The following is a 21,774-nucleotide window of genomic DNA, read 5'->3' as shown; positions in this document are numbered from 1 at the left end:
TAAAAGATGCTCCATCTTAACCTAAGCATTATTTTTCATAAAGTTTTTCGATGTTTTTATTCTGTATGAGGATATTGCGAGTGATGAGTACTCACTCGACCACACCTTCTCCCGAAGGAGAAGGAACGTTCAATACTAATCTTAAACTTGGATTGATCTTATAAAGTGAGTAAACCTTATGCAGCATCACGTTTTTGTACCAAAATCGCGCCAACTGAATAGCCTGCGCCAAATGAACACAAGACACCATATTCACCGTTTTCGACTTCATGTGCAGTACGGTGTAAGGCAATAATTACCCCTGCCGATGAGGTATTGGCAAACTCATCTAAAATAATAGGCACCAAACCAGGTTGTGCAGCTTCTTTGCCGACTACCAATTTCAAAATCAGTTCATTCATACTGGCATTGGCTTGGTGCAACCAGAAACGCTTCACCTCGGTTGGCGCAATTTGATTCTTTACCAGTTGCGCAGTGATCATTTTAGCGACTAACGGGCAAACCTCTTTAAAGACTTTACGACCATCTTGATGGAAGCGTTTATCGTCAATATCTGCATTTTCACTTAAGTTTAAAAAACCGAAATTATTACGGATATTATTCGAGAACTGAGTAAACAGGTTCATGTCCAAAATTTCAAAACCTGCTTTGGTTTCAGTGTCTTCCAAAATTGAAGCAGTTGCTACATCACCAAAAATAAAATGGCAGTCACGTGAACGGAAATCGTTATGACCTGAGGTAATTTCGACATTCACCAATAACACGCGACGCGCGCCTGCTTTAATCGCATCATGCGCTTGCTTAATGCCGAAAGTCGCAGCAGAACACGCCACGTTCATGTCATAGGCATAACCTTGAATACCAAGCGCAGTTTGAATTTCAATCGCCACTGCAGGATAAGCACGTTGCAAGTTTGAACAAGATAAAATCACTACATCGATATCTTCTGCAGACACACCTGCATTTTGCATGGCTTGTTTTGCAGCAATTACGCCCCATTCCGCTTGTAGCGAAATTTCATCATCGCCACGTTCACGTAAATTTGGACGTAAACGGTTAATGTCCAGAATACCTGTTTTTTCTGACACATAACGGCGTTTTACCCCAGAGGCTTTTTCGATAAAGTCAGCACTTGAGCCACGACGTTCTTCAAGCTCACCTGCTGCAATTTTGTCAGCATTGAGCTGATTATACTGTTCCACATAAGCATTTAAACTTTCGACCAATTCTTCATTGGTAATAACATCTTCTGGGTGATAAAGACCAGTACCTGTAATGCGAATGCCCATGTAAAACTCCTTCTAGAAATTACTTATATCTTAACTGATTCCGAGCTTTTCCCATACTTTTTGCAGCCGAGTTGCAGAAATTGGCATTTTGGTTTTCATGGGTTGAGAGAACAGCGATATGCGTAATTCTTCCACCATAAAGTACAATTCCTTGAGTCGGGCATCTTGTTTGTGTTTAAACAATTTGTCCATCCAAGGGTCAATTTGGGCGATGGCAGCATCGTCTCTTTGCAAGTTGTTGGGTAAGCGGTCTAAACGTAATAACAACGCTTTCAAATAGCGCGGATATTCGCTCCACACCTCTACAGGCTTGCTATACACAAAGTCTGCCAGATGCATTAAGTCCAGCTGATCTTCAATATCATCCATATTTTTGGCAAACACGGCTTCATCTAGCATAAGGAGCTGACGGCGGATGTCTTGCCAAGCAATATAAATTTCATTAAAGATACGCAGCGTGGTTTGACCATGACTGAGAAAAGTCTTTTTTACCTCAAGCTGCAAGTTTTGAAACTCTTCCAAGTTGACTGGCACGTCACAAATAATGCTTTGCAAGGTCGCATAGATCAACATTTGCTCAAGTTGTGCTTTATCACCCAAAGGTGAGTACGCCAAGGCCAATGGTTTGGCAATTTGCTTTTTCAATTGCCGTGATAAATCGCCTAATTGCACATGCAGCAAACGAATCACCCCTTCACGATGCTGATGAATCGCCTCGCGCTGATCATTAAAGGTTTGAATCACCACACCCGATTCATCTTTTTGTGAAAGTTCTGCAAAAGCTTTACTTGGTACCAACGCCTGATATTGCTTAACCACTACGCCCGTGACTTTTTGCGAGGCTTCAAATACAAATCGTTCAGGGAAGGTTTGGAATTCGCCGTGTAACTGTTTTACTGGACTGTGAGTTTCGGTACGGCAACGCGCTTTTAATTCAGATAAATCACGCCCTTGCTCAATCACCCGCCCTTTTTCATCTAACACTTTAATGAACGGCAATAAATACGCATCTACTCGCTCAAAGCTAAAGTCTTTTTCGGTGATGTGCTCTGCGCGTAACTGGAATGCCAAAAAGCTAAAAATGTGCTCGCGTAAATTTACCGCATCAACACGTTGTAGCAACTTTCGAGCTGTGTCTGGAATAGGCACCAAATGACGACGCTTATCTTTAGGCAAAGTCTTGAGCAAGGCTTCAATTAAATTTTCACGCCAACCCAGAACACCCCACGACCAGATATTTTCATCGACCTGTGCCAACGCTTGCACTGGAATTTTAACGGTTGCGCCATCTTCATCATGGCTGGGGTCAAAACGGTAACTGGCCGCCAAGCGCAGCTCACCATTACGCAAATAGTCAGGAAATTGCTGCGTGGTCGGACGATCATTCAGCCAAAGTGCATCATCTTCCACAAATAAATAACGTGGATTTTGCGGCTCTACTGTGGCACGCCAATCTTCAAAGGAACGACGGCTTGCAACTTCTGCAGGTACTTTGGCGGCATAAAATTGATAAATAGTTTCTTCATCAACCACTAAATCACGACGACGTAATTTATCTTCAACCCGTTCCACTTCTTCCAGTTTAAGCAGGTTGTGTTTTAAAAATGGTGGGGTAATGCCCAAGTTGCCTGTGGTTAAAGCATCACGTAAGAATATTTCATGGGCGGCTTCCTGATCGACCTTTTCGTAATTGACAGGACGTTTCGGCTCGATAATTAGACCAAACAGCGAAATCTGATCATAGGCATTCACCACGCCTGCTTTTTTAGACCAATGTGGTTCAAAATAGTGATGCTTCAGCAAATCACGTGCGGCCAATAAAATCCATTCGGGTTCAATTTTTGCCAAAGTACGTAGATACACTTGCGAAGTTTCCACCATCTCAAATGCCATGACCCACGGTGTATTGGTTTTATGCAAAGTCGATGCAGGGAAAATTCGTGCTTTTTGTTGGCGTACCGCCATAAATACATTGCGCTCATCGGTTTTATTGGCAATAAAAGAAAGCAACCCTGTTAATAACGCCCGATGCAGATTTTCATAACTGGCTTTTTTCTCATTAAACGACAGTTTTAAGCCACGCGCCAAATCCACCAATTGTTCATGAGTTTTCTTCCATTCACGTAAACGCAACCAACTTAAAAAATGCTGACGGGCAAAAGTACGACGTTTGTTTTCACTCATGCCATCACGGTTTTCGTGTAAAGTTTCCCACAATTTTAAATAGAATAAAAAGTCAGAATCTGCTTCACGGAACAAAGCATGTTTTTGATCGGCTTGCATTTGTTTGTCTGCAGGACGTTCACGCGGGTCTTGTACCGCCAATGCCGCTACAATAATCAGGACTTCATTTAACACCCCAAAATGTGCACCGCCTAAAATCATACGTGCCAATCGTGGATCAATCGGCATTTTTGCCATTTGCTGACCAATTTTGGTTAAGCTGCTGCCTTGAAGCTCACCTTTATTAGCGGTGGATTTAGTGGAATTATTCGGATGATTGTCTCCCTTTTGCGTCGCAGAGCTACTCATTCCGTCTAAAAGAGGGGCTTTACCCTTCTCAATCATCGCACCGAGTTCAATCAACAGTTTACGCCCATCATTGACTAAACGATGATCTGGCGGCTCAATAAAATCAAAATCTTCGAGCGTACCCAAGCCTAAACTTTGCATTTGTAAAATGACCGATGCCAAGTTGGTGCGTTTAATTTCAGGTTCAGTAAACTCTGGGCGACTTAAAAAATCTTCTTCTGAATACAGGCGAATACAAACGCCTGGTGCAATACGACCACAACGTCCTTTACGCTGATTCGCTGCTGCCTGAGATACTGCTTCAATCGGTAAACGCTGCACCCGTGAGCGATAGTTATAACGTGAAATACGTGCAAAACCGCTATCAATCACATAGCGGATATTGGGTACAGTGAGTGCGGTTTCAGCGACGTTGGTGGCAATAATAATGCGACGACCACCACCTGAAGGATTAAAAATTTTTTGTTGTTCCGCCAAAGCCAAACGCGCATACAACGGTAAAATTTCAGTATGACGCGGTCCATGCTTATGCAAGGTTTCTTGCAGCTCCCGAATTTCCTGTTCAGTACTGGCAAAAATTAGAATATCGGCATGTTCAGGATGACCTTTTTCCTGTGCATCGGCAAAGCATTCTTCTACCGCTTGCACCACTGCGCGTGGCAAGTTTTCTTCAAAGTCATCAAACTCATCATCATCACTACCACCAATGCTTAATTCAGAAATTGGACGATAACGTACTTCGACAGGATAGCTTCGACCTTCGACCTCAAAAATAGGTGCGCCGTTAAAATAGTTACTAAAACGCTGCACATCTAAAGTTGCAGAAGTGATGATGACTTTTAAATCAGGGCGACGTGGCAAAAGTTGCTTTAAATAGCCCATAATGAAGTCAATATTTAAAGAACGCTCATGCGCTTCATCTATAATAATGGTGTCGTATTTATTTAAATAACGATCATTGGCAAGCTCTGCTAACAAAATACCATCGGTCATTAAACGGACAATTGAATCTTGCGAACCCTGTTCATTAAAACGAACTTTAAAGCTGATGGACTCACCTAACTTTTCGCCAACTTCTTCGGCAATACGCTGCGATACACTACGCGCAGCAAGACGTCGTGGCTGAGTATGACCAATTAACCCCGTTAAACCACGACCTGCCAACATTGCAATTTGTGGTAACTGTGTAGTTTTCCCTGAACCTGTTTCACCCGCCACAATAATGACCTGATGTTGCTGAATTGCAGTAATCAACTGTTCGGCAGATTGAGTCACAGGTAAATCTTGATTCAACTTAATGTTGGGAATACGCTGTGCACGCTCCAACACTTTTAAATTAGATTTTTCAAATAATTCCTGATATTGCTTTGGATTGGCATCTTTGCCTTTTCGTAGTCGATTTAAACGATGACGATCACGCGCCAAAACGAGGTGGTCTACATTTAAATGACTCTGCACAGAATACGCTTCCTAACCAAAACACAAACGCGTATTTTACGCTGTAATGCCTTTAAGCGAAAGAACAGTGATTTAGAATGCGTATTTAAAAAGTTTTAAATCCCCCCTTGAATTTCAAAATAGCATCCCCATATAGATGTATGTTCACCAATTGCTTGAAATGGGTTGTATTTGAACCTGAAAAATAGGTTGTCATGCAATCATCATCATTTTGAGGCCTAATAAAGACTCAATAATGCTGTGATGAAAGTGTACGCTTTTTACATACTCATTTGTTTTTCCGATGCTAGTAATGTAAAAATACCATTTCAGCAATAAAACAAAATTAGATACTCTATTGCCAACGAAATACAAACCTTAATCATGGAGACAATGATGAGCTTAATTAATACTGAAGTTAAACCATTTAAAGCAAATGCATACCACAACGGTCAATTCATTGAAGTAACTGAAGCTGATCTTAAAGGCAAATGGTCTGTAGTATTCTTCTACCCTGCTGACTTCACTTTCGTTTGCCCAACTGAGCTTGGTGACCTTGCAGACAACTACGCAGAATTCCAAAAATTAGGCGTTGAAATCTATGCAGTTTCTACTGACACTCACTTCACGCACAAAGCTTGGCACGATTCTTCAGAAGAAATCAAAAAAATCCAATACGTAATGGTTGGCGACCCAACTTGGACGCTTTCTAAAAACTTCGAAGTATTAATCGAATCTGCTGGTCTTGCTGACCGTGGTACTTTCGTAATTGATCCAGAAGGTAAAATCCAAATCATCGAAATCAATGCTGGCGGTATTGGCCGTGATGCTCAAGAACTTCTTCGTAAAGTTAAAGCAGCTCAATACGTTCACGCTCACCCAGGTGAAGTATGCCCAGCTAAATGGAAAGAAGGTGATGCAACTTTAGCCCCATCTATCGACCTAGTAGGTAAAATCTAAGTTTTAGATTAAACCACTCAAAAAAACCACGCATATTTTGCGTGGTTTTTTTTAATCAGAACATCACCCTTTTCTACCTTATTTATTCATATTTCATCTCTAGAATAGAAAATGTAAAAACATTACAACACTACAATCGAATCTGTACCGGTAACAGTTATGAGATTTATTTTTGAGGGCTGTTCTATGAAAAAATTATTTTTACTTTCAACATTAATAGCATTTTCAGTGCCAGCTTTAGCTGATTTCAACTGTAATGGCAGCATTAAAAATCGAACTATTGATGATAATGTCAAAGTGCATAAACAATGTGTTCTTGATCATGTGACTATTAAGGGCAACCTAATGTTGCATTCCAACTCACATACGGCAATTAAAAATAGTACGATTGATGGCAATTTAGAATCTAAAGGAAACTTTAGTCAGGTTAATGCACATGCCAACCGCATTGATGGCAATATCCAACTCGAAGATGGGCGTAACATCCAACTCACGTCAAACCGTGTAAATGGCAATATTCAACTTAAAGATAATTCAGGCTCAATCGTTGTAAAAAATAACCGCGTGAATGGCAATTTAGAATGTGAAGATAACCGCGTAAAACCGACTGGCGGCACAAACCGTGTTTCTGGTGACAAAGAAGATCAATGTCGTCATCTATAAAATCTAGTCTTTCAATCATTTTATTTAAATGAATGACTATTCATGTGCAAAGCATAAACACCACATCCTAAATGTGGTGTTTTATTTCGCTTCATAATAGTTTTGTCGTTTTTGGCACGTTTAGGTTGCGCAAAAAACTTATATTCAAAAGTTACAATTCTGTAATACTTTTTAGCAAGCACTTCACTTATGTTCAAAATAAGCAGATTTATTCTGTGAAAAATAATATAAAAAATAAAGGAGTTGCTTATGGGTAAAACACTTGCCGTGACATCCTGGACATACAGTGCATCTTCACGTTATTTAAAAATATTTTACGAAAATGGCTCTGGGGATTTATTCCATCCTGTACCACAATTTATTTATGACAACTTATTAAGACGCAGTGATAAAGCAGCTTTTGTGAGTAAATATTTAGCATACGATTTAAGCTTTAACCGTATTTCCATTCAATAATTGATTTTATTAAACTTTGAGCATCCACATAACGATCCAATCTAAAAATAGATTGGATCGTTTTAAATAGGTAAATAACTTCAAATATTAATACACTTCTTGAATCAATTTAAAGCGTTCCTGTTCACGGTCATCATCCAAAGTAATACTCTCCGTGAACATATCAAGCGGTCTGGCCCAAATAGAATAATCGCCATATAAGCATTGATAAACCACCAATTTCTCTTGGGTTTCACTGTGTGTAGCCACATGCAGCACTTGATACAATTGCCCTTTATAATGTTGATAAATCCCTTTTTTAAGCATTTTACAATCCCAATCTTACAGAATGGCATTACTGTACAATAAAAAACTGTAACCATTCTTAAGATTTCACCTTATCAGAAAAAATGAATCACATCGGCATATTTTTCTCTAATTTATCGTTCTAATCTACACAACAAAAAAATATCTAAACGCATTACATTATTTGAACAATTTTAAGCTTCAAATTGATTGTTTTTTGGTTATATTCGCATTATCCCATCTTAAGTGGATGAAAAAAAAGGAAACATGATAATGAATAAACTTCTTATTGCTTTAGGTCTTGCTGCCACTGTAGCACTTGTAGGTTGTGCAAAAGAAAAAGCACCAGAAACAGGGGCAACTACGGGTGAACACTTAGAAAACGCTGCGGCTCAAGCTGCACATGATGCCAAAGATGCAACACATGAAGCTGCTACTGCTACAGCAACTGCGGTAGATAACGCAGCGCAAGCAACTGAAAATGCTGCACACAATGTTGCAACAGCAACAGAAAACGCAGCTGATGCGACTGTACAAGCTGCTAAAGATGCAACTGCTGCGACTGCAGGTGCGGTTGAACAAGGTGCTGCAAATGTGAAAGAAAAAGCACAACAATAATTTGATTGTATAAAACAAAAACTCCTGAGCAAGTTCTCAGGAGTTTTTTATTCAGCACGATTTAATTAGGGTCTGTTGACAATTCGTCTATGTTTGCGACATGAGAGATATATCTCGCAAGGTTTTTTAGCTGATATAAGGCATGGGACAGGAAATTTACTCATTCTAAATGACTGGCACATAACGTAATAGCAGCAAAAAATATGCTTGTACCCTTGCGCAGCAAACAAAGCAGTGCTTTGTTTTTGCTCATGTGGCTAAACTTTCACAGATTGCGTTATAAAACTTGAAAATAAACCCGTTATTCCCTGCGTTTCATGCCTAATCTGCTCAGTTTTAGCCTACAGCGCAAGCCATTTATGAAATATCAACAGACCCTAGTAAACCTAAATCCTGCCGCAACTATAACGCTGCTTTTAAATTACAACCATAGCCCATGGTCTGTTGTACTTGGCGGTAACTGGTGTAACGATTCAAAATAAAATCATAATAAGATTCTGCATTGGCAAAATTTTCAGCCAAATTTTCCTGCTCTGCACGCGGTAATTTTACATCTTTAAGAAAATCTAGATTGTTATGTCCTAAGCGATATAACTCAGCAAAATAACCATTCATCATATCGCAATAAGCAATTTTAGTCGGCTTTAAAGCAGTACTGGCGACTAAATGCTGATTTAAAGTTTGTAAGTTATTTACATCTAAAGGGAATTGATGCGCAAATGCGATATTTTCGACTTGTTTTAATTGTTTGAAGTCTTGCGCCAATTTGACATTTAAAGCATCTATACGCTGTTGTAATGCAGTCGCATCCTGAACCTGATATTGCTTTGGATCAATTTTTACTTGAGTTTGCTGTGGATTGCTACACGCACTTAATCCACACACCACAAGCAAACCACCATAAACGAAAGGCTTCATTAATTTACTCATCAATTCATACATCAGGCTTATTATGCCTGAAAGCATCTGCAAATTTAATGATATCGCTCATCTTAACATTTCATAAAGAAATGACGGATATGATTTGCCAATCTACCTAGAGTTGGGCAAAGTAGATAAAAACATGGAGTAAATAATATGACCTTATTAGAACAACTGAATATAAAGCATCCTATTTTTCTTGCTCCAATGGCTGGCGTTTCTACTCCCGAACTTGCAGCCGAGGTTTCTAATCAAGGTGGTTTTGGCTCACTCGGTTTAGGTGCAAACACGGTAGATGCTGCACGTGAGCAAATTTTACGCACTCAAGAACTGACTGATTTTCCATTTCAGGTCAATTTCTTTTGCCATGAATCAAGTCCACTAGATGAAGTCGCTGCACAAGCGTGGATTGCACATTTTCAGCCAATCTTTGAACGCTATGGCGCAACTGCACCGAGTCAACTAAATTGTATTTATCCAAGTTTTAAAGACCATGATGGATATTTAGATCTTGTACTAGAAACTAAACCACAAGCCGTCAGTTTTCACTTCGGGATTCCGCATGCGCATCAAATTCAGGCTTTAAAAGATGCAGGAATCATTACTATGGTTTCAGCAACCAACTTAGCCGAAGCTCAAGCCATTGAAGCAGCGGGAATTGATGTCATTATCGCCCAAGGCATTGAGGCAGGTGGACATCGGGGTATCTTTAACCAAACTTTTGATAGTGCAATTAAAACCAGCGATTTAGTACAACTGATTCGTGAACATTGTACCCTGCCAGTGGTTGCCGCAGGTGGCATTATGAATGGTCAGCAAGCACAGTTAATGCTGAAATTGGGCGCTTCTGCGGTACAGCTGGGTACAGCCTTTGTGCAATGTAAAAGTTCCAATGCCAATCCAGCTTATCGACAAGCTTTATTTCAGCAAAACATTACTCAAATTACCGACAGCATCTCTGGACGCTCTGCCCGTGGTTTAATTAATCATTGGCATACACAGGTAGATACACCAAATCGTTTAACTGTGCCCACCTATCCATATACGTATGATCTTGCAAAACAGTTGCATTCAGCAGCCGTCACACAAGGCGAGCAAGGTTATGCCCCTTTTTGGGCAGGCAGTAATGTCAGTCAGATTCGTGAATTAGAGGCCGCAGATTTAATTAATCAGTTGGTTTTGGAAATGATTCACGCACGCTAAGTTTACGTACGAAAAACTCAACTGTGTATCACGGTTGGGTTTTTATTTTGTATCTAATAAGTTCACCGCTTCAACCTGCACATCACTCATGATTTCACCATGCGCAAGTAGCTGATTAAAGTAATCTTCCACCACTTTATATTGCTCTGCCGTACTTTCTACTTGATACATACTTTGACGGAATTCATTACTTGAACGTAAACCTTTAGTGTACCAAGCAATATGTTTACGTGAAATACGACAACCTGAATATTCACCATAAAATTCATACAGCTCAGCTAAATGTCCAAGTAATACTTTTTGAACTTCTGCAATGCTCGGTGCTGCTAACAGCTCACCTGTTGCTAAATAATGTGCGATTTCCCGAAAAATCCACGGACGTCCTTGCGCAGCACGTCCAATCATAATCGCATCTGCGCCTGTATAGTCCAAGACATATTTGGCTTTTTCAGGACTATCAATATCACCATTGGCAATCACAGGAATATTGAGCATGCTTTTCACTTCTTTAATCAGTGAATAGCGTGCACGGTTTAAATACATATCTTCACGGGTACGCCCATGCAATGCCAATGCAGCAATGCCTGCTTGTTCTGCGCGTTTGGCAACCCGTAAAATATTTTCCTGCCCATTCAAAAAACCTAAGCGAGTTTTCAGTGTCACAGGCACATTCACCGCGGCAACCACAGTATCTAAAATGCGTGCCACCAAATCTTCATCTTGCAATAAAGCCGAACCAGCCAACTTATTGCAGACTTTTTTGGCAGGACATCCCATATTGATATCAACAATTTGTGCACCATTGGCGACTTGATAACGTGCGGCTTCGGCCAAATCATGCGGGTCTGAACCTGCAATTTGTGCAGAAATTGGTGCAAGTTCCCCATCAAAGTTGGCACGATACAAACTCTTTTTACTCATGCGCAAAGTTTTGTCAGAGGTCATCATTTCACTGACCGCATGCCCTGCACCAAAGTACTTGCACAGTGAGCGAAAGGGTCTATCAGTGACACCTGCCATCGGGGCAACGATCAAATTATTTGACAGTTGATAGGGACCAATATACATATATATTCTTAACTTTAACGATTGGCATAGTATACTGCATCTGCCCTTTGGGCTCATCCATTTGGAACGAGTTTTCCCTATACTATGAAAGACACTGTATTCACTTCTTTGATGAAACTCTTCAGCGTGCTTGCTTTATCATTAAGCTTGGCTGCCTGTGGAGATAGCGCATGGTGGTCTAAGGACAATGAGCCAACCCTTGAAGCAGAACAAATCCGCAAACTCATTCCGAATAGGGTCAGTGAGCGTAGTGCTTGGGCAAAAGATATTTACGATATTTCAGAGCAATTGGGCATCCCACAAACCAAAGAAAATATGTGCACCATCATTGCCGTGGTGGATCAGGAATCGAACTTTGTAGCCGACCCACAAGTTTATGGTTTGGGTGAAAAAGCTGTTAAAGAAGTACAAGATCGTTTGGATGAAAAATTTAAAGATAAACTGGGCGAAGCGATTGGCGGTACGGTTGCAGGCTATTTTCAGGATGTACTAAAAAACCATCCTAGCCCTGAAGATAACTATTTAAGCCAAATGCGTCGTGTGAAAACCGAACGTGAATTAGATGAATTGTATCGTGAAATTTTTGACTATATGGCCAAACATTATCACGTATCTGCACTAACAGGTGCTGCCAAACTGTTTGGACAAAATATTGGCGAAAAACTTAATCCAATTACCACTTTAGGTTCTATGCAAGTGCATATTAGCTATGCCAAAGAGCATAAACGTCAAAGTGGTAACATCGCAGAGTTACGCAGTGATCTATATACCCAGTATGGTGGCTTATATTATGGGATTCATCGTTTAATGATGTACCCTGCCGACTATGATCAACCGCTATACCGTTTTGCTGACTATAACTCGGGCATGTATTCGAGCCGCAATGCTGCATTCCAAAGTATGCTGAATGATTTAACCGAAGCTGAACTCGATTTAGATGGTGATTTACTTCTTTACGCTAAAGATGGCGGTGTGCGTAATGCAAAGAGTGAATCAGAACGTGAATTAATTGCTGTTTTTGCCAAACATAATATTTTGGTTACACCACGACAAATTCGTGCAGACTTAAAAAAAGAAAAAGAAAAGAAATTTGAAGACACTGCAACCTATTTAGCGGTTACAAAACTTTATAAAGCACAAACGGGCAAAGAGCCATTTTATGCCATGATGCCGCAAGTGGTCATTTCAGGGCCTAAACTGAGTCGAGATTACAACACCAATTGGTTTGCTACGCGAGTCAATGGACGTTATAAAACATGCATGCAAAAAGCCAAAAATATAAAAATTTAGCCTTATTTGATTTTGATGGAACCCTGTGCAGCAAAGACAGTTTTACGGGGTTCATTTTCTATGCGTTATCTAAACGACACATTATCAAACAAGGTTTAAAAACCTTACCGTGGATTCAGGCCTTTTATTTAAAAGTCTATCCTGCACATGCCATGCGCCCTAAATTGTTTAATGCCATGTTTAAAGATGCAAGTACAACTGAAATATTAGCACTTGCACAACGCTATGCAGCAGATTTAATGCATGATCTAAACCCACAACTGTTACAGCAATTAAAACAACATCAATTCAATGGTGATGATGTGGTGGTGGTTTCTGCAAGTGTAGATATTTATTTACAGTATATTTGTCAGCAGTTAAATGTCGCTTTGATTTGTACTGAAACAGCAATTGAAAAGCAGCAATTTACAGGGCGATATTCAACACCTGATTGCAGTCAGGAACAAAAGAAAATACGGATTTTAGAACAATATGATTTAGAAAATTATGCTGCTATTTATGCGTATGGTAATAGTGATGAAGATGATGCCATGCTGAGTTTAGCAACCCATCCATATATGGTCGGTGTAGATCAAACCTTACCTGAAATTATGGCTTATAAAAAACTGGCTTGATTTTGATGAGTGAAATAAAAAACCCACAATTTGAATTGTGGGTTTTTTAAGTTACATGTAGCGGATGCCGCCTATGGTGATTACTTTTTTATACCCAGAATAGAAAATAAAAATAGAGTTTTCTCTTAATAAAATAGCTGATGATTCTGCATAAAAATAACGACTACAACACCTAAAGCAATAAAAAAGGTGACACTTTACAGCATCACCTCTAATTCAAAATAGAAGTATAGTTTTAAACCAAGATCAATCACTTAATCTATTCGTACTAAACAACTCATTTGTAAGTCACTTATTTCTTAAATGGAAAAGCATATTTCACAATACGTTTAAGCACACTGCCGTACTGTTTAACTAAGCTCGCATTGTTGTAGTTCAAGCCATACTTTTCACACACAGCTTGTACTTTTGGCGCCATTTTACGATAGCGACGTGCAGGAATATCTGGATATAAATGGTGTTCAATTTGATGGCTTAAATGTCCTGTCAAAATGTGGAATGCTTCAGAACCTGTAAGATTCGATGAACCACGAATTTGACGCATATACCAGTGACCACGGCTTTCGTTTTGCATCACAGACTTTGGAAATACTTCTACATCCTTCGTAAAGTGACCGCAGAAAATAATGCTGAATGTCCAAATATTACGAATACCATTCGCAACCAAGTTCCCTGTAAACACTGGTAAAGCCGAAGGGCCTGCAATCAATGGAAAGAACACATAATCTTTAAACAATTGTTTTCCAATTTTCTTCTGCATAGGTTGCCATTCTTTTTTGGCTTGGGCTTTGCTTTTACGGCCATTCAAAATTTTACCAATTTCTAAATTCTGAATGGCAACACCCCATTGAAACAGTAAGCAGAAAGGAATGCTGTATAAAGGTTGCAATAAGTAGCCTGATCTCCAACGTTGTTCTGGGAACAAACGCACCAAACCATAACCAATATCATCATCCATACCTTTAATATTGGTATAAGTATGGTGTTTAAAGTTATGGGTTTGACGCCAGTTGTCTGAAGTACCTACCGTATCCCATTCATAACTTGCACCATTGAATTTAGGATCATTCATCCAGTCATACTGACCGTGCATGACATTATGACCTAACTCCATGTTTTCCATAATTTTGGCAAAGCCTAACAAGCCTGTACCCAAAACCCATGCTGGCGGGAACCATCCTGCGAACAATAAGGCACGACCTGCCATTGAGCTATAACGAATGGTTGAATAAACACGGCGGATGTATTTGGCATCTTTTTCACCAATATCATCCAAAACTTCTTGTTTGATGGCGTCTAATTCACGTGCAAGCTCATCTAATTCAAATTGAGTGAGTTCACGGTTTTTAGGATTGCGGAAATATTCTATTTTTACTGGCATATTCATAATCGGAACTCGCTTATAAATCAATAATTAAATCGGTTTGTGCTGAATTGACGCATATTTTCAATTGGTTATTCGGTTCGCTGTTTTGAACACCATCGACCAAGTTTTTCGTTGAACCTTCAGCTTTGTTACATACACATTTATGGCAAATTCCCATACGACAGCCGTATTTAGGCTTAATATTTTGCTGTTCCAGACTTTCTAAAATGGACTTGCCTTTTGGAATGGTGACAATCTTTTTCGATTGGGTCAGTGTAACTTGTACCAAACCAACATCGTCACTTAACACAGGGGTCATGCTAAAAGCTTCTGTTTTCAGCAAAGCAGCTTGTGCAAATAATTGTTCAGCTTGCGTGGTAAAACCCGATGGGCCACATGCAAACACTGCACTTTGCTCGATTTGTGCCAAGTCTTGTAAATGTTCTGCATTTAAACGGCTGTGCGCCACACTCGGCTCTTGGGTATAAAACACTTGAAATTTAAAGTTTGGATATTGCTGTGCCCATGCTTCAAACTGTGCTTTAAATGCTGCGTCTGCAAAGGTTTTTACCCAATACATTAAAGTTACTGGAGTGCTACCAAGACGACCTGATTTCGCCATGTCTTGTAGCAAACTATACATTGGTGTGATACCACTACCCGCTGCCAATAGAATTAAAGGCTGGGCTTGTGCAGGCAGTTGCATATCACCATAAGGCGCACCAAATTCCAAAGTATCACCAACTTTGGCTTGCTCAACCAGCCATGTGCTGACTTTGCCCTGATCAACTTTTTTTACCGTCAATAAAACGTGTTGTGCATCAAGCTGAGTCAAACTATAGGTTCGCTCATAGCGTACGCCTTGAATTGTCACATAAACAGGATGATGCTGCCCTGCTGCGCCAATTTGGAATTTTTTATTGAATTGCAAAGTAAAGCTCACTACACCTTGTGCAGCGGTATCTTTTTTTACAATTTTGCCGAGTGACTGATTCACCGACCATAATGGATTAATTTTTTGCAACCAGAAATTTGCTGCATAAGGATCTAGTACTGCAGTTGCAATACTGGTTAAGGGAGATTTTCTTTTTTCAGTTAGCTGCATGATTCAGCACCACCCGATGAAATTTTAATTATTATACACATGTATATATATTTGTATATACATGTGTATTGTTTCTAATCATTTCACAAGTACTGGCGCAACCGCTATAATGCCTCTAAGCTTATAAATTATTGAAAATATGACTCAGCCTGCCATGAAAACAAACCATGATGTGACTTTTCCAGAATCTGAAACGGTTCATGAGCCTCTTGTCGTGCGTACGGTTGGGCGTAAAGCCACCATTACCAAACAAGAATTATTTCAGGCAGCATTAAATTTAATTGGCCCACAAAAAAGTATCGCATCTTTAAGTTTACGTGAAGTTGCACGTGAAGCAGGCATCGCACCAAACAGTTTTTATCGTCATTTTAAAGATATTGATGAACTCGCGATTGAACTGATTGATCGTGCAGGTGTGGTGTTGCGTCAAATTCTGCATGAAGCACGCTTAAAAGCATCTAAACAAAACAGTATTATTCGCAGCTCGGTTGAAGTATTTATTGAACAATTAGATACCGATGAAGGCAATTTAAGTCTGCTATTACGTGAAGGTTATACGGGTTCAACCTCTTATAAGCTAGCTGTTGAGCGCCAATTGAATTATTTCCAGCAAGAATTGCAGGATGATTTAATTCGTTTGGAACGTTTGAATAATAGCAAATTGGCGCATCCCGACATTGCAGCCAAAGCCATTACGCAACTGGTGTTTAATATGGGTGCCAAAGTCATTGATATGCCAACTGCAGAGCGCAAAGAAACCGCCGAACAAACCATGATTATGATTCGTATGATTTTAGAAGGTGCGCGTCATTTGGATGATGCCAAAATTCGTTAACATAACACAGGATAAATCGGGCGATTTTCCTGAATCAGGTCACGCCCGTTTGAGCATTTAATTGTTAGACTTCGCTGTTAAGCGTGTTGTTTTTGAATTAATTGCTGCACATGTGTTGCCGTGGTTTCAGGATTTTCCAAAGGAAACATGTGTCCTCCCTCGACCACACTAAACTCAATTCCATAAGTTTTTTGCATGCCTTGCGGTAAACCTTGCAAATAAAATGGGCTATGCCTTGCTGTAATTAAATGCACAGGTACATCTGGGGCTTTGCGTGGTGTGCGCCACCACCATGCAGGTACGGTTCTAAAAATTTCAGCTTCTACCCGTTTTGGAATTGTTAAAGTCACACCACCTCTTTGTGCATCGACTTGTATGCCGCTGGCAAAATAATCTTCAAAACATTGTGCATCAAATTTTTTAAATAAACGGTTATGCCGCAAAGCTTGATAGGCTTCTGCATGGCTAGCCCAATGATCTCGACGCTTCATGGTCACGGCGGCAGGTGTGAGTTGATCTACATATTTCAGTTTAAATTTTTGTAAAATTTCAAATAATGCCGACTTCGATCCAATCACAAAAGGTGGATCCATAATAATCAATTGAGAAAATAAATCTGGACGCTGATAGGCACACATCAGGGTTAATAATGAACCAAAAGAATGCCCTAAACCAATCACTTGTTGCTTTGGAAACTGCTGCTCAATGTCCTGAATCACTTGATGAATCAAATAGGTCCACTTATAGGTCACAGGAAATTCTGCTTGCATACCAATCAGTGGAATTGCCTTTAAATGATAATCTGCTTCAAAACATTGAAAAAACTTTTGATAACTGGCAGAAGGAATACCATTGGCATGGGTAAAATGAATTGCAGCTTTAGTCATTTAAAATACGCTTAAAAGAAGAATATCGGGTCTGTGACTTGATCTATGCGTACGCGCTTACAGATTCAACACTTGGCACATCAATCATAGATAAAAGATCAACAGCCCTTAAACTACGCATACCACTAAGTTTTGCAAATGACCAGAATGCTGAAAAAGATGAATTATGAGTCATTTTAATGACACATAAGCACTGATTGCTACTTTGTTTAAGTCTGTGATGTGAAAAATCTCGCACAACATTTTTATTGCGATATTAAAAAAGCACCCGCTAAACTGCTCCGTAAAAATGAGGCGCAATGCCCAACTTAAAACGTGCAATTTAGAAGATGCCAAATATTTCAAAAAGTGATTGATTAAAACCGACTCAATACAAATACACCGTCTAGACACCTGTATTGAATGCACTCTTTATGGCTTTACCACCACCATCACCTGAATTGCTTCAGGCGTGACCGACAAACCATCTAATAATGCAACACCTTCTTTTTGCAATTTCTGTAAACGTGTAATTTCATCTTCACGAATACTTGGGTTAAATTGCTTCAAATAGCTTAAACGGTCAATTTCATATTGCCATTTTTTGCTATATACATCTTTAGCTTGTTGCTTAAATTCAGGCAATGCAGCTTTAGCCAACTCCAAAGCCTGTGTATAACGCGCTTCAATCGCGTCACGGCGTGCTTTCACCACTTGACGACAACTGTTGCCATCTAAATGATGTAAATAAGGTTTTAAAATTTCAGGGGCAATTTTTTGCGATAAATCCTGCCCTTTTTCGCTCAATAAGACACGAATGAGTTGCTGTGGCAAGCTTGATGGCAAATTCAGGGCTTTAGGTGCAATGACATCCACTTTGAACCAGACTTCGAGCAACACAGAACCTTGTGGCAAAGCGGCAGATTTTAATACCGCAACGTTGGTGCTACCAAAACCTTGTGTATTGATCATTTCCATCACGCTTTCTGTGAATGGATGCTCTAAGGTCAAATACTGTGCATCTTCACGAATTTGCGCCTGATCCCGATAGAACGTCGCGGTCATGCCTTCTTCGTCTAAGGTCAAACCTTGCACTTGCATTTGATCAGTTGGTTTAATAATCACCGTGCCATTGCTTTGTTCATCGAAGTCAATATTGGTCGATGCCATAAAGCGCTTCATAAACATAGGCAACGTGGTATTGTCGTCGTAATCTTCTAAAGCTTGTACAATTTCCTGCGCCACCACAGGACGGCAAGAGTTGTATTCCAACAAACGATCTCGACCCGCTTGAAGTTCTGCTTCCAAAGCTTCACGCTGCACACTGACTGCTTCCAGTAAATCTTCAAACTGTTGTCCTAAATCTGCAAGTAAGCAGTGTTTTAAATCGACAATAAAGTTTTCCTGCAAGGTTTGTGCAGTGGGTGAAATATTGCTGAAAATATTGAGTGCTTCGTTATACCAACGGAACATACGTTCTTGCGCAGTACCCACCAAATACGGCACATGAATTTGAATACGGTTTTCTTGACCAATACGGTCTAAACGACCAATACGTTGTTCTAACACGTCAGGATTAGCAGGCAAGTCAAACAAAATCAGGTCTGAAGCAAACTGGAAATTACGTCCTTCAGAACCAATTTCTGAACACAATAAAATTTGTGCGCCATAAGAATCTTCTGCGAAATATGCTGCCGCTTGGTCACGTTCCAACAAGCTCATGCCTTCATGGAACATTGCAGTACGAATACCTGCATGTAGGCGCAGCGCATTTTCAAGGGCTTCTACCACAGGGCCGCTACGCGCAATTAAAAGCACTTTTTTGTGTTTTAAATCGCTACGTAAACGCTCCATTAACCACATTACGCGCGGGTCAGTTTCCATCCAACCGCCATCAAGCTGCGCTTCTTCTGGCCACATTTGTTCACGCAGCTTACCATCTTTAGACCAGTTTTCTGGTGCAGGTAACGGCGCAGGCTGACAATCACGACCTGGGAAACCTTGAATTGCTTCACGGGTATTACGGAACAAAATACGCCCTGTACCATGACGGTCTAATAATTCGTGGATGGCACGGAAACGCTGCTCTGGGTTATCTTCAATGCGATGTCCCAACAAGCCTTCCAGTGCAACCAAATGGCTTTCTTCCAATGCGGCATCTGACATTAAGACTTCGGCAATTTTTGCCGTATGTTGATATTGCGCTTCTTCATCCAAGAAACGGTCTAGTGAACTAAAACGCTGCGGATCGAGTAAACGTAAACGCGCAAAATGGCTTTCTACACCCAGTTGCTCAGGCGTTGCTGTAAGCAATAACACCCCTGCGGTTTGTTCGGCTAATTCTTCGACCAGATCATAACGGTCATTACCACCTTCTTCTTCGCTCCACATTAAGTGATGCGCTTCATCGACCACCAGCAAATCAAAACCTGCTTCTAGGGCTTGTTCGCGTAAGTCATCGTGGTCAATCATTAAATCGACTGAAGCAATGATGCATTGTTCGGTCAAGAATGGATTCAAGTCAGGGTCATGTTCTTTAATAGATGCCGTACGGGTTAAATCAAACAAAGAGAATTGCAGATTGAAACGGCGACGCATTTCAATCATCCACTGATATTGCAGCGAATCAGGTACCAAAATCAGGATACGTTCCGCACGTCCTGTTTTGAGTTGCTGATGGATGATCAAACCTGCTTCAATGGTTTTACCTAAACCAACTTCATCTGCCAATAAGACACGTGGCGCAAAACGCTTACCGACTTCATGTGCAATATAAAGTTGATGTGGAATCAAACCTACACGCGAACCCACCAAGCCGCGCAGTGGGCTACTTTGCATATTGGCTTGCATCAACAAGGCTTCAATACGCAAGTCGTACCATTCTTTATAGTCAATTTGGCTGGCAAGCAAGCGGTCTAAGGGTTTTGAAAGTTGGATACTTGCACCAATACGGGTTTCATTCAGTGATTTCTTTTCTTCACTGCCATCTTGCAAACGACGCACCACGTTATAACGCAATACGCCATGGCGGTCTTCGACCGATTCAACCGTCCACACATTGCCTTCTTGGTCTTGAACTTCATCATTTACATTAAAAATGATACGCGATAAAGGTGCGTTATTGCGTGCATAGACACGGGTTTCATCACTTTTAGGGAATAAAATGCTGACCGATCGCTCATCTACATCAATCAGAACACCAAGTCCTAATTCCGTTTCTGTGTCTGATAACCAACGTTGACCAATAGCAAACTGCTGCAATTTTTCCACCTTTATTTAGAAGTTAGGGCGTATAAATTTTTGCGCAAAACCAGCTGAGTATTTGAGCAAAAATTCAGGGCGTATAGCAATATATTTTGACATAAAGCGCACTAAAAAGAGAGCCTAAAGCACAGGCTTTGCGTAATCTTTTTCGCTTAAAATGGGACTGGGCAAGTAAACTGTACACGTTGCTCAGTTTGTGGATGCAGAAAACTTAATTCTGCTGCATGTAAACACAAACGAGGCATGAGTTGTTGCTGTTCGGGCGTGGCATACAAAGTATCACCAATAATTGGATGACCTAAATATTGCATGTGTACTCGCAGTTGATGCGAACGACCTGTAATCGGCGTCAGTTGCACACGAGTCACAATTTGCCCCTGCAATTCAAATTGCTCCAATGCACGCCAATGCGTTAACGCAGGTTTGTTATGGGTTGCATCGGCAATGTGTAATGGAGGATGTGCAGGATCATAGACCACAGGCACATCTACAGTGCCTTCACCTTGCAGTTGCCCTGCCACCAATGCCTGATAGGTTTTATCGGTTTGGCGTTCTTGAAACTGACGCGAAATTTGTTTTTGCGCCCATTTCGTGAGTGCAAATACCAAAATACCCGAAGTATCACGATCTAAGCGATGAATCAGCAAAGTGCGCGGCTCAATTTTAACTAGACGACTCATCACACAATCTTGCAAATCTGCTGTTTTACCTGGAACGGTGAGTATGCCAGCGGGTTTATGTATCACCATAAACTCATCGTCACGATGAATCAGGTGTTCGCTTAGAAAATTACTCAATTTCAATTCCGGGCCGATCGTGAAAACAAGGCGGCAATAATAAAAAGCCTGACACAGAATTACAATGCAAAATACATCAATTCCCGATGAATTTTCCGATTTACATTCCTGAATCAGACAATCTGCTGAATTTTAAATCAGCCTGCTTTTAGAAATGTGGGTTTTATAGCATGCAGGAGGCTTTGTTGCATAAATATTTTTTAAG

18 protein-coding genes are annotated in these 21,774 nt (G+C 40.4%); 8 read left to right on the top strand and 10 right to left on the bottom strand.

Annotation, left to right across the window (positions count from 1 at the left end; translation table 11 throughout):
* Window positions 1-176: 176 nt before the first annotated feature.
* Entirely contained in the window at window positions 177-1,289 is a 1,113-nt protein-coding gene (locus ACEO2X_RS02930) for a beta-ketoacyl-ACP synthase III (RefSeq protein WP_371971045.1), read from the bottom strand.
* Between the two features lie 30 nt (window positions 1,290-1,319).
* Entirely contained in the window at window positions 1,320-5,279 is a 3,960-nt protein-coding gene (locus ACEO2X_RS02925) for a DUF3418 domain-containing protein (protein WP_096900927.1), read from the bottom strand.
* A 375-nt stretch (window positions 5,280-5,654) separates the two neighbouring features.
* Here ACEO2X_RS02925 and ahpC point away from each other — a divergent pair, with 375 nt between their 5' ends.
* The 3 genes from ahpC to ACEO2X_RS02910 all read left to right on the top strand — a co-directional run bounded on the left by ahpC (window position 5,655) and on the right by ACEO2X_RS02910 (window position 7,337).
* A complete protein-coding gene (gene ahpC / locus ACEO2X_RS02920; protein ID WP_004973058.1) occupies window positions 5,655-6,218 on the top strand; it encodes an alkyl hydroperoxide reductase subunit C in 564 nt (187 codons plus the stop codon).
* A gap of 345 nt (window positions 6,219-6,563) precedes the next feature.
* Window positions 6,564-6,881, top strand: a complete 318-nt coding sequence (locus ACEO2X_RS02915; protein ID WP_225530638.1) for a hypothetical protein — start codon at window positions 6,564-6,566, stop codon at window positions 6,879-6,881.
* 249 nt (window positions 6,882-7,130) lie between these two features.
* Complete coding sequence (locus tag ACEO2X_RS02910; RefSeq protein ID WP_004973053.1) at window positions 7,131-7,337, top strand: hypothetical protein; 207 nt, start codon at window positions 7,131-7,133, stop codon at window positions 7,335-7,337.
* Window positions 7,338-7,424: 87 nt separating this feature from the next.
* Here the strand turns inward: ACEO2X_RS02910 and ACEO2X_RS02905 are convergent, their stop codons facing one another.
* Window positions 7,425-7,643, bottom strand: a complete 219-nt coding sequence (locus tag ACEO2X_RS02905; protein ID WP_004973051.1) for a DUF1653 domain-containing protein — start codon at window positions 7,641-7,643, stop codon at window positions 7,425-7,427.
* A 252-nt stretch (window positions 7,644-7,895) separates the two neighbouring features.
* Between ACEO2X_RS02905 and ACEO2X_RS02900 the strand changes: the two genes are divergently transcribed.
* On the top strand, window positions 7,896-8,240 hold the full coding sequence (locus ACEO2X_RS02900) for a hypothetical protein (RefSeq protein ID WP_004973048.1): 345 nt from the start codon (window positions 7,896-7,898) through the stop codon (window positions 8,238-8,240).
* 402 nt (window positions 8,241-8,642) lie between these two features.
* Here the strand turns inward: ACEO2X_RS02900 and ACEO2X_RS02895 are convergent, their stop codons facing one another.
* Complete coding sequence (locus ACEO2X_RS02895) at window positions 8,643-9,158, bottom strand: hypothetical protein (RefSeq protein ID WP_371971044.1); 516 nt, start codon at window positions 9,156-9,158, stop codon at window positions 8,643-8,645.
* Between the two features lie 159 nt (window positions 9,159-9,317).
* On the opposite strand from ACEO2X_RS02895, the gene ACEO2X_RS02890 reads away from it, so the two are divergent.
* The gene (locus ACEO2X_RS02890) at window positions 9,318-10,364 is read left to right on the top strand and encodes a nitronate monooxygenase family protein (protein ID WP_004973046.1); all 1,047 of its coding nucleotides are present in this window, start codon (window positions 9,318-9,320) and stop codon (window positions 10,362-10,364) included.
* 42 nt (window positions 10,365-10,406) lie between these two features.
* On the opposite strand, the gene dusB is transcribed toward ACEO2X_RS02890, so the two are convergent.
* A complete protein-coding gene (gene dusB / locus ACEO2X_RS02885; RefSeq protein WP_004973043.1) occupies window positions 10,407-11,432 on the bottom strand; it encodes a tRNA dihydrouridine synthase DusB in 1,026 nt (341 codons plus the stop codon).
* 84 nt (window positions 11,433-11,516) lie between these two features.
* Between dusB and ACEO2X_RS02880 the strand changes: the two genes are divergently transcribed.
* Window positions 11,517-12,722: a DUF1615 family protein gene (locus ACEO2X_RS02880; protein ID WP_371971043.1), complete on the top strand. Its 1,206-nt coding sequence runs from the start codon at window positions 11,517-11,519 to the stop codon at window positions 12,720-12,722.
* On the top strand, window positions 12,689-13,336 hold the full coding sequence (locus ACEO2X_RS02875) for an HAD-IB family hydrolase (RefSeq protein WP_371971042.1): 648 nt from the start codon (window positions 12,689-12,691) through the stop codon (window positions 13,334-13,336). Before ACEO2X_RS02880 ends, ACEO2X_RS02875 begins: the two co-directional genes overlap by 34 nt.
* A gap of 292 nt (window positions 13,337-13,628) precedes the next feature.
* Here the strand turns inward: ACEO2X_RS02875 and ACEO2X_RS02870 are convergent, their stop codons facing one another.
* Window positions 13,629-14,723, bottom strand: a complete 1,095-nt coding sequence (locus tag ACEO2X_RS02870) for an acyl-CoA desaturase (protein ID WP_096900933.1) — start codon at window positions 14,721-14,723, stop codon at window positions 13,629-13,631.
* A gap of 13 nt (window positions 14,724-14,736) precedes the next feature.
* Complete coding sequence (locus ACEO2X_RS02865) at window positions 14,737-15,807, bottom strand: ferredoxin reductase (protein WP_371971041.1); 1,071 nt, start codon at window positions 15,805-15,807, stop codon at window positions 14,737-14,739.
* Window positions 15,808-15,961: 154 nt separating this feature from the next.
* On the opposite strand from ACEO2X_RS02865, the gene fabR reads away from it, so the two are divergent.
* Window positions 15,962-16,642 (top strand): HTH-type transcriptional repressor FabR, encoded by a 681-nt coding sequence (fabR, locus tag ACEO2X_RS02860; RefSeq protein WP_353675638.1) that lies wholly within the window; start codon window positions 15,962-15,964, stop codon window positions 16,640-16,642.
* A gap of 77 nt (window positions 16,643-16,719) precedes the next feature.
* Here the strand turns inward: fabR and ACEO2X_RS02855 are convergent, their stop codons facing one another.
* The 3 genes from ACEO2X_RS02855 to ACEO2X_RS02845 form a co-directional block, all read right to left on the bottom strand.
* Complete coding sequence (locus ACEO2X_RS02855) at window positions 16,720-17,529, bottom strand: alpha/beta fold hydrolase (protein ID WP_104852176.1); 810 nt, start codon at window positions 17,527-17,529, stop codon at window positions 16,720-16,722.
* 411 nt (window positions 17,530-17,940) lie between these two features.
* Window positions 17,941-20,778, bottom strand: a complete 2,838-nt coding sequence (gene rapA, locus ACEO2X_RS02850; protein ID WP_026438370.1) for an RNA polymerase-associated protein RapA — start codon at window positions 20,776-20,778, stop codon at window positions 17,941-17,943.
* A gap of 146 nt (window positions 20,779-20,924) precedes the next feature.
* The gene (locus ACEO2X_RS02845) at window positions 20,925-21,569 is read right to left on the bottom strand and encodes an RluA family pseudouridine synthase (protein ID WP_004973024.1); all 645 of its coding nucleotides are present in this window, start codon (window positions 21,567-21,569) and stop codon (window positions 20,925-20,927) included.
* Window positions 21,570-21,774 lie beyond the last annotated feature (205 nt).

Source organism: Acinetobacter sp. AL9 (genome assembly GCF_041464035.1).
Taxonomy (GTDB): domain Bacteria; phylum Pseudomonadota; class Gammaproteobacteria; order Pseudomonadales; family Moraxellaceae; genus Acinetobacter; species Acinetobacter towneri.
The sequence above is the reverse complement of the archived record's forward strand: the minus strand, read 5'-3'. Positions and strand labels throughout refer to the sequence as shown.

Coding starts and splice junctions, on each gene's coding strand:
- ACEO2X_RS02900 (WP_004973048.1), top strand. CDS start 7,896: ATGAATAAACTTCTTATTGCTTTAGGTCTTGCTGCCACTGTAGCACTT.
- ACEO2X_RS02865 (WP_371971041.1), bottom strand. CDS start 15,807: ATGCAGCTAACTGAAAAAAGAAAATCTCCCTTAACCAGTATTGCAACT.
- ACEO2X_RS02890 (WP_004973046.1), top strand. CDS start 9,318: ATGACCTTATTAGAACAACTGAATATAAAGCATCCTATTTTTCTTGCT.
- ACEO2X_RS02895 (WP_371971044.1), bottom strand. CDS start 9,158: ATGAAGCCTTTCGTTTATGGTGGTTTGCTTGTGGTGTGTGGATTAAGT.
- ACEO2X_RS02930 (WP_371971045.1), bottom strand. CDS start 1,289: ATGGGCATTCGCATTACAGGTACTGGTCTTTATCACCCAGAAGATGTT.
- ACEO2X_RS02910 (WP_004973053.1), top strand. CDS start 7,131: ATGGGTAAAACACTTGCCGTGACATCCTGGACATACAGTGCATCTTCA.
- dusB (WP_004973043.1), bottom strand. CDS start 11,432: ATGTATATTGGTCCCTATCAACTGTCAAATAATTTGATCGTTGCCCCG.
- ahpC (WP_004973058.1), top strand. CDS start 5,655: ATGAGCTTAATTAATACTGAAGTTAAACCATTTAAAGCAAATGCATAC.
- ACEO2X_RS02905 (WP_004973051.1), bottom strand. CDS start 7,643: ATGCTTAAAAAAGGGATTTATCAACATTATAAAGGGCAATTGTATCAA.
- fabR (WP_353675638.1), top strand. CDS start 15,962: ATGAAAACAAACCATGATGTGACTTTTCCAGAATCTGAAACGGTTCAT.
- ACEO2X_RS02875 (WP_371971042.1), top strand. CDS start 12,689: ATGCATGCAAAAAGCCAAAAATATAAAAATTTAGCCTTATTTGATTTT.
- ACEO2X_RS02915 (WP_225530638.1), top strand. CDS start 6,564: ATGTTGCATTCCAACTCACATACGGCAATTAAAAATAGTACGATTGAT.
- ACEO2X_RS02880 (WP_371971043.1), top strand. CDS start 11,517: ATGAAAGACACTGTATTCACTTCTTTGATGAAACTCTTCAGCGTGCTT.
- ACEO2X_RS02855 (WP_104852176.1), bottom strand. CDS start 17,529: ATGACTAAAGCTGCAATTCATTTTACCCATGCCAATGGTATTCCTTCT.
- ACEO2X_RS02870 (WP_096900933.1), bottom strand. CDS start 14,723: ATGAATATGCCAGTAAAAATAGAATATTTCCGCAATCCTAAAAACCGT.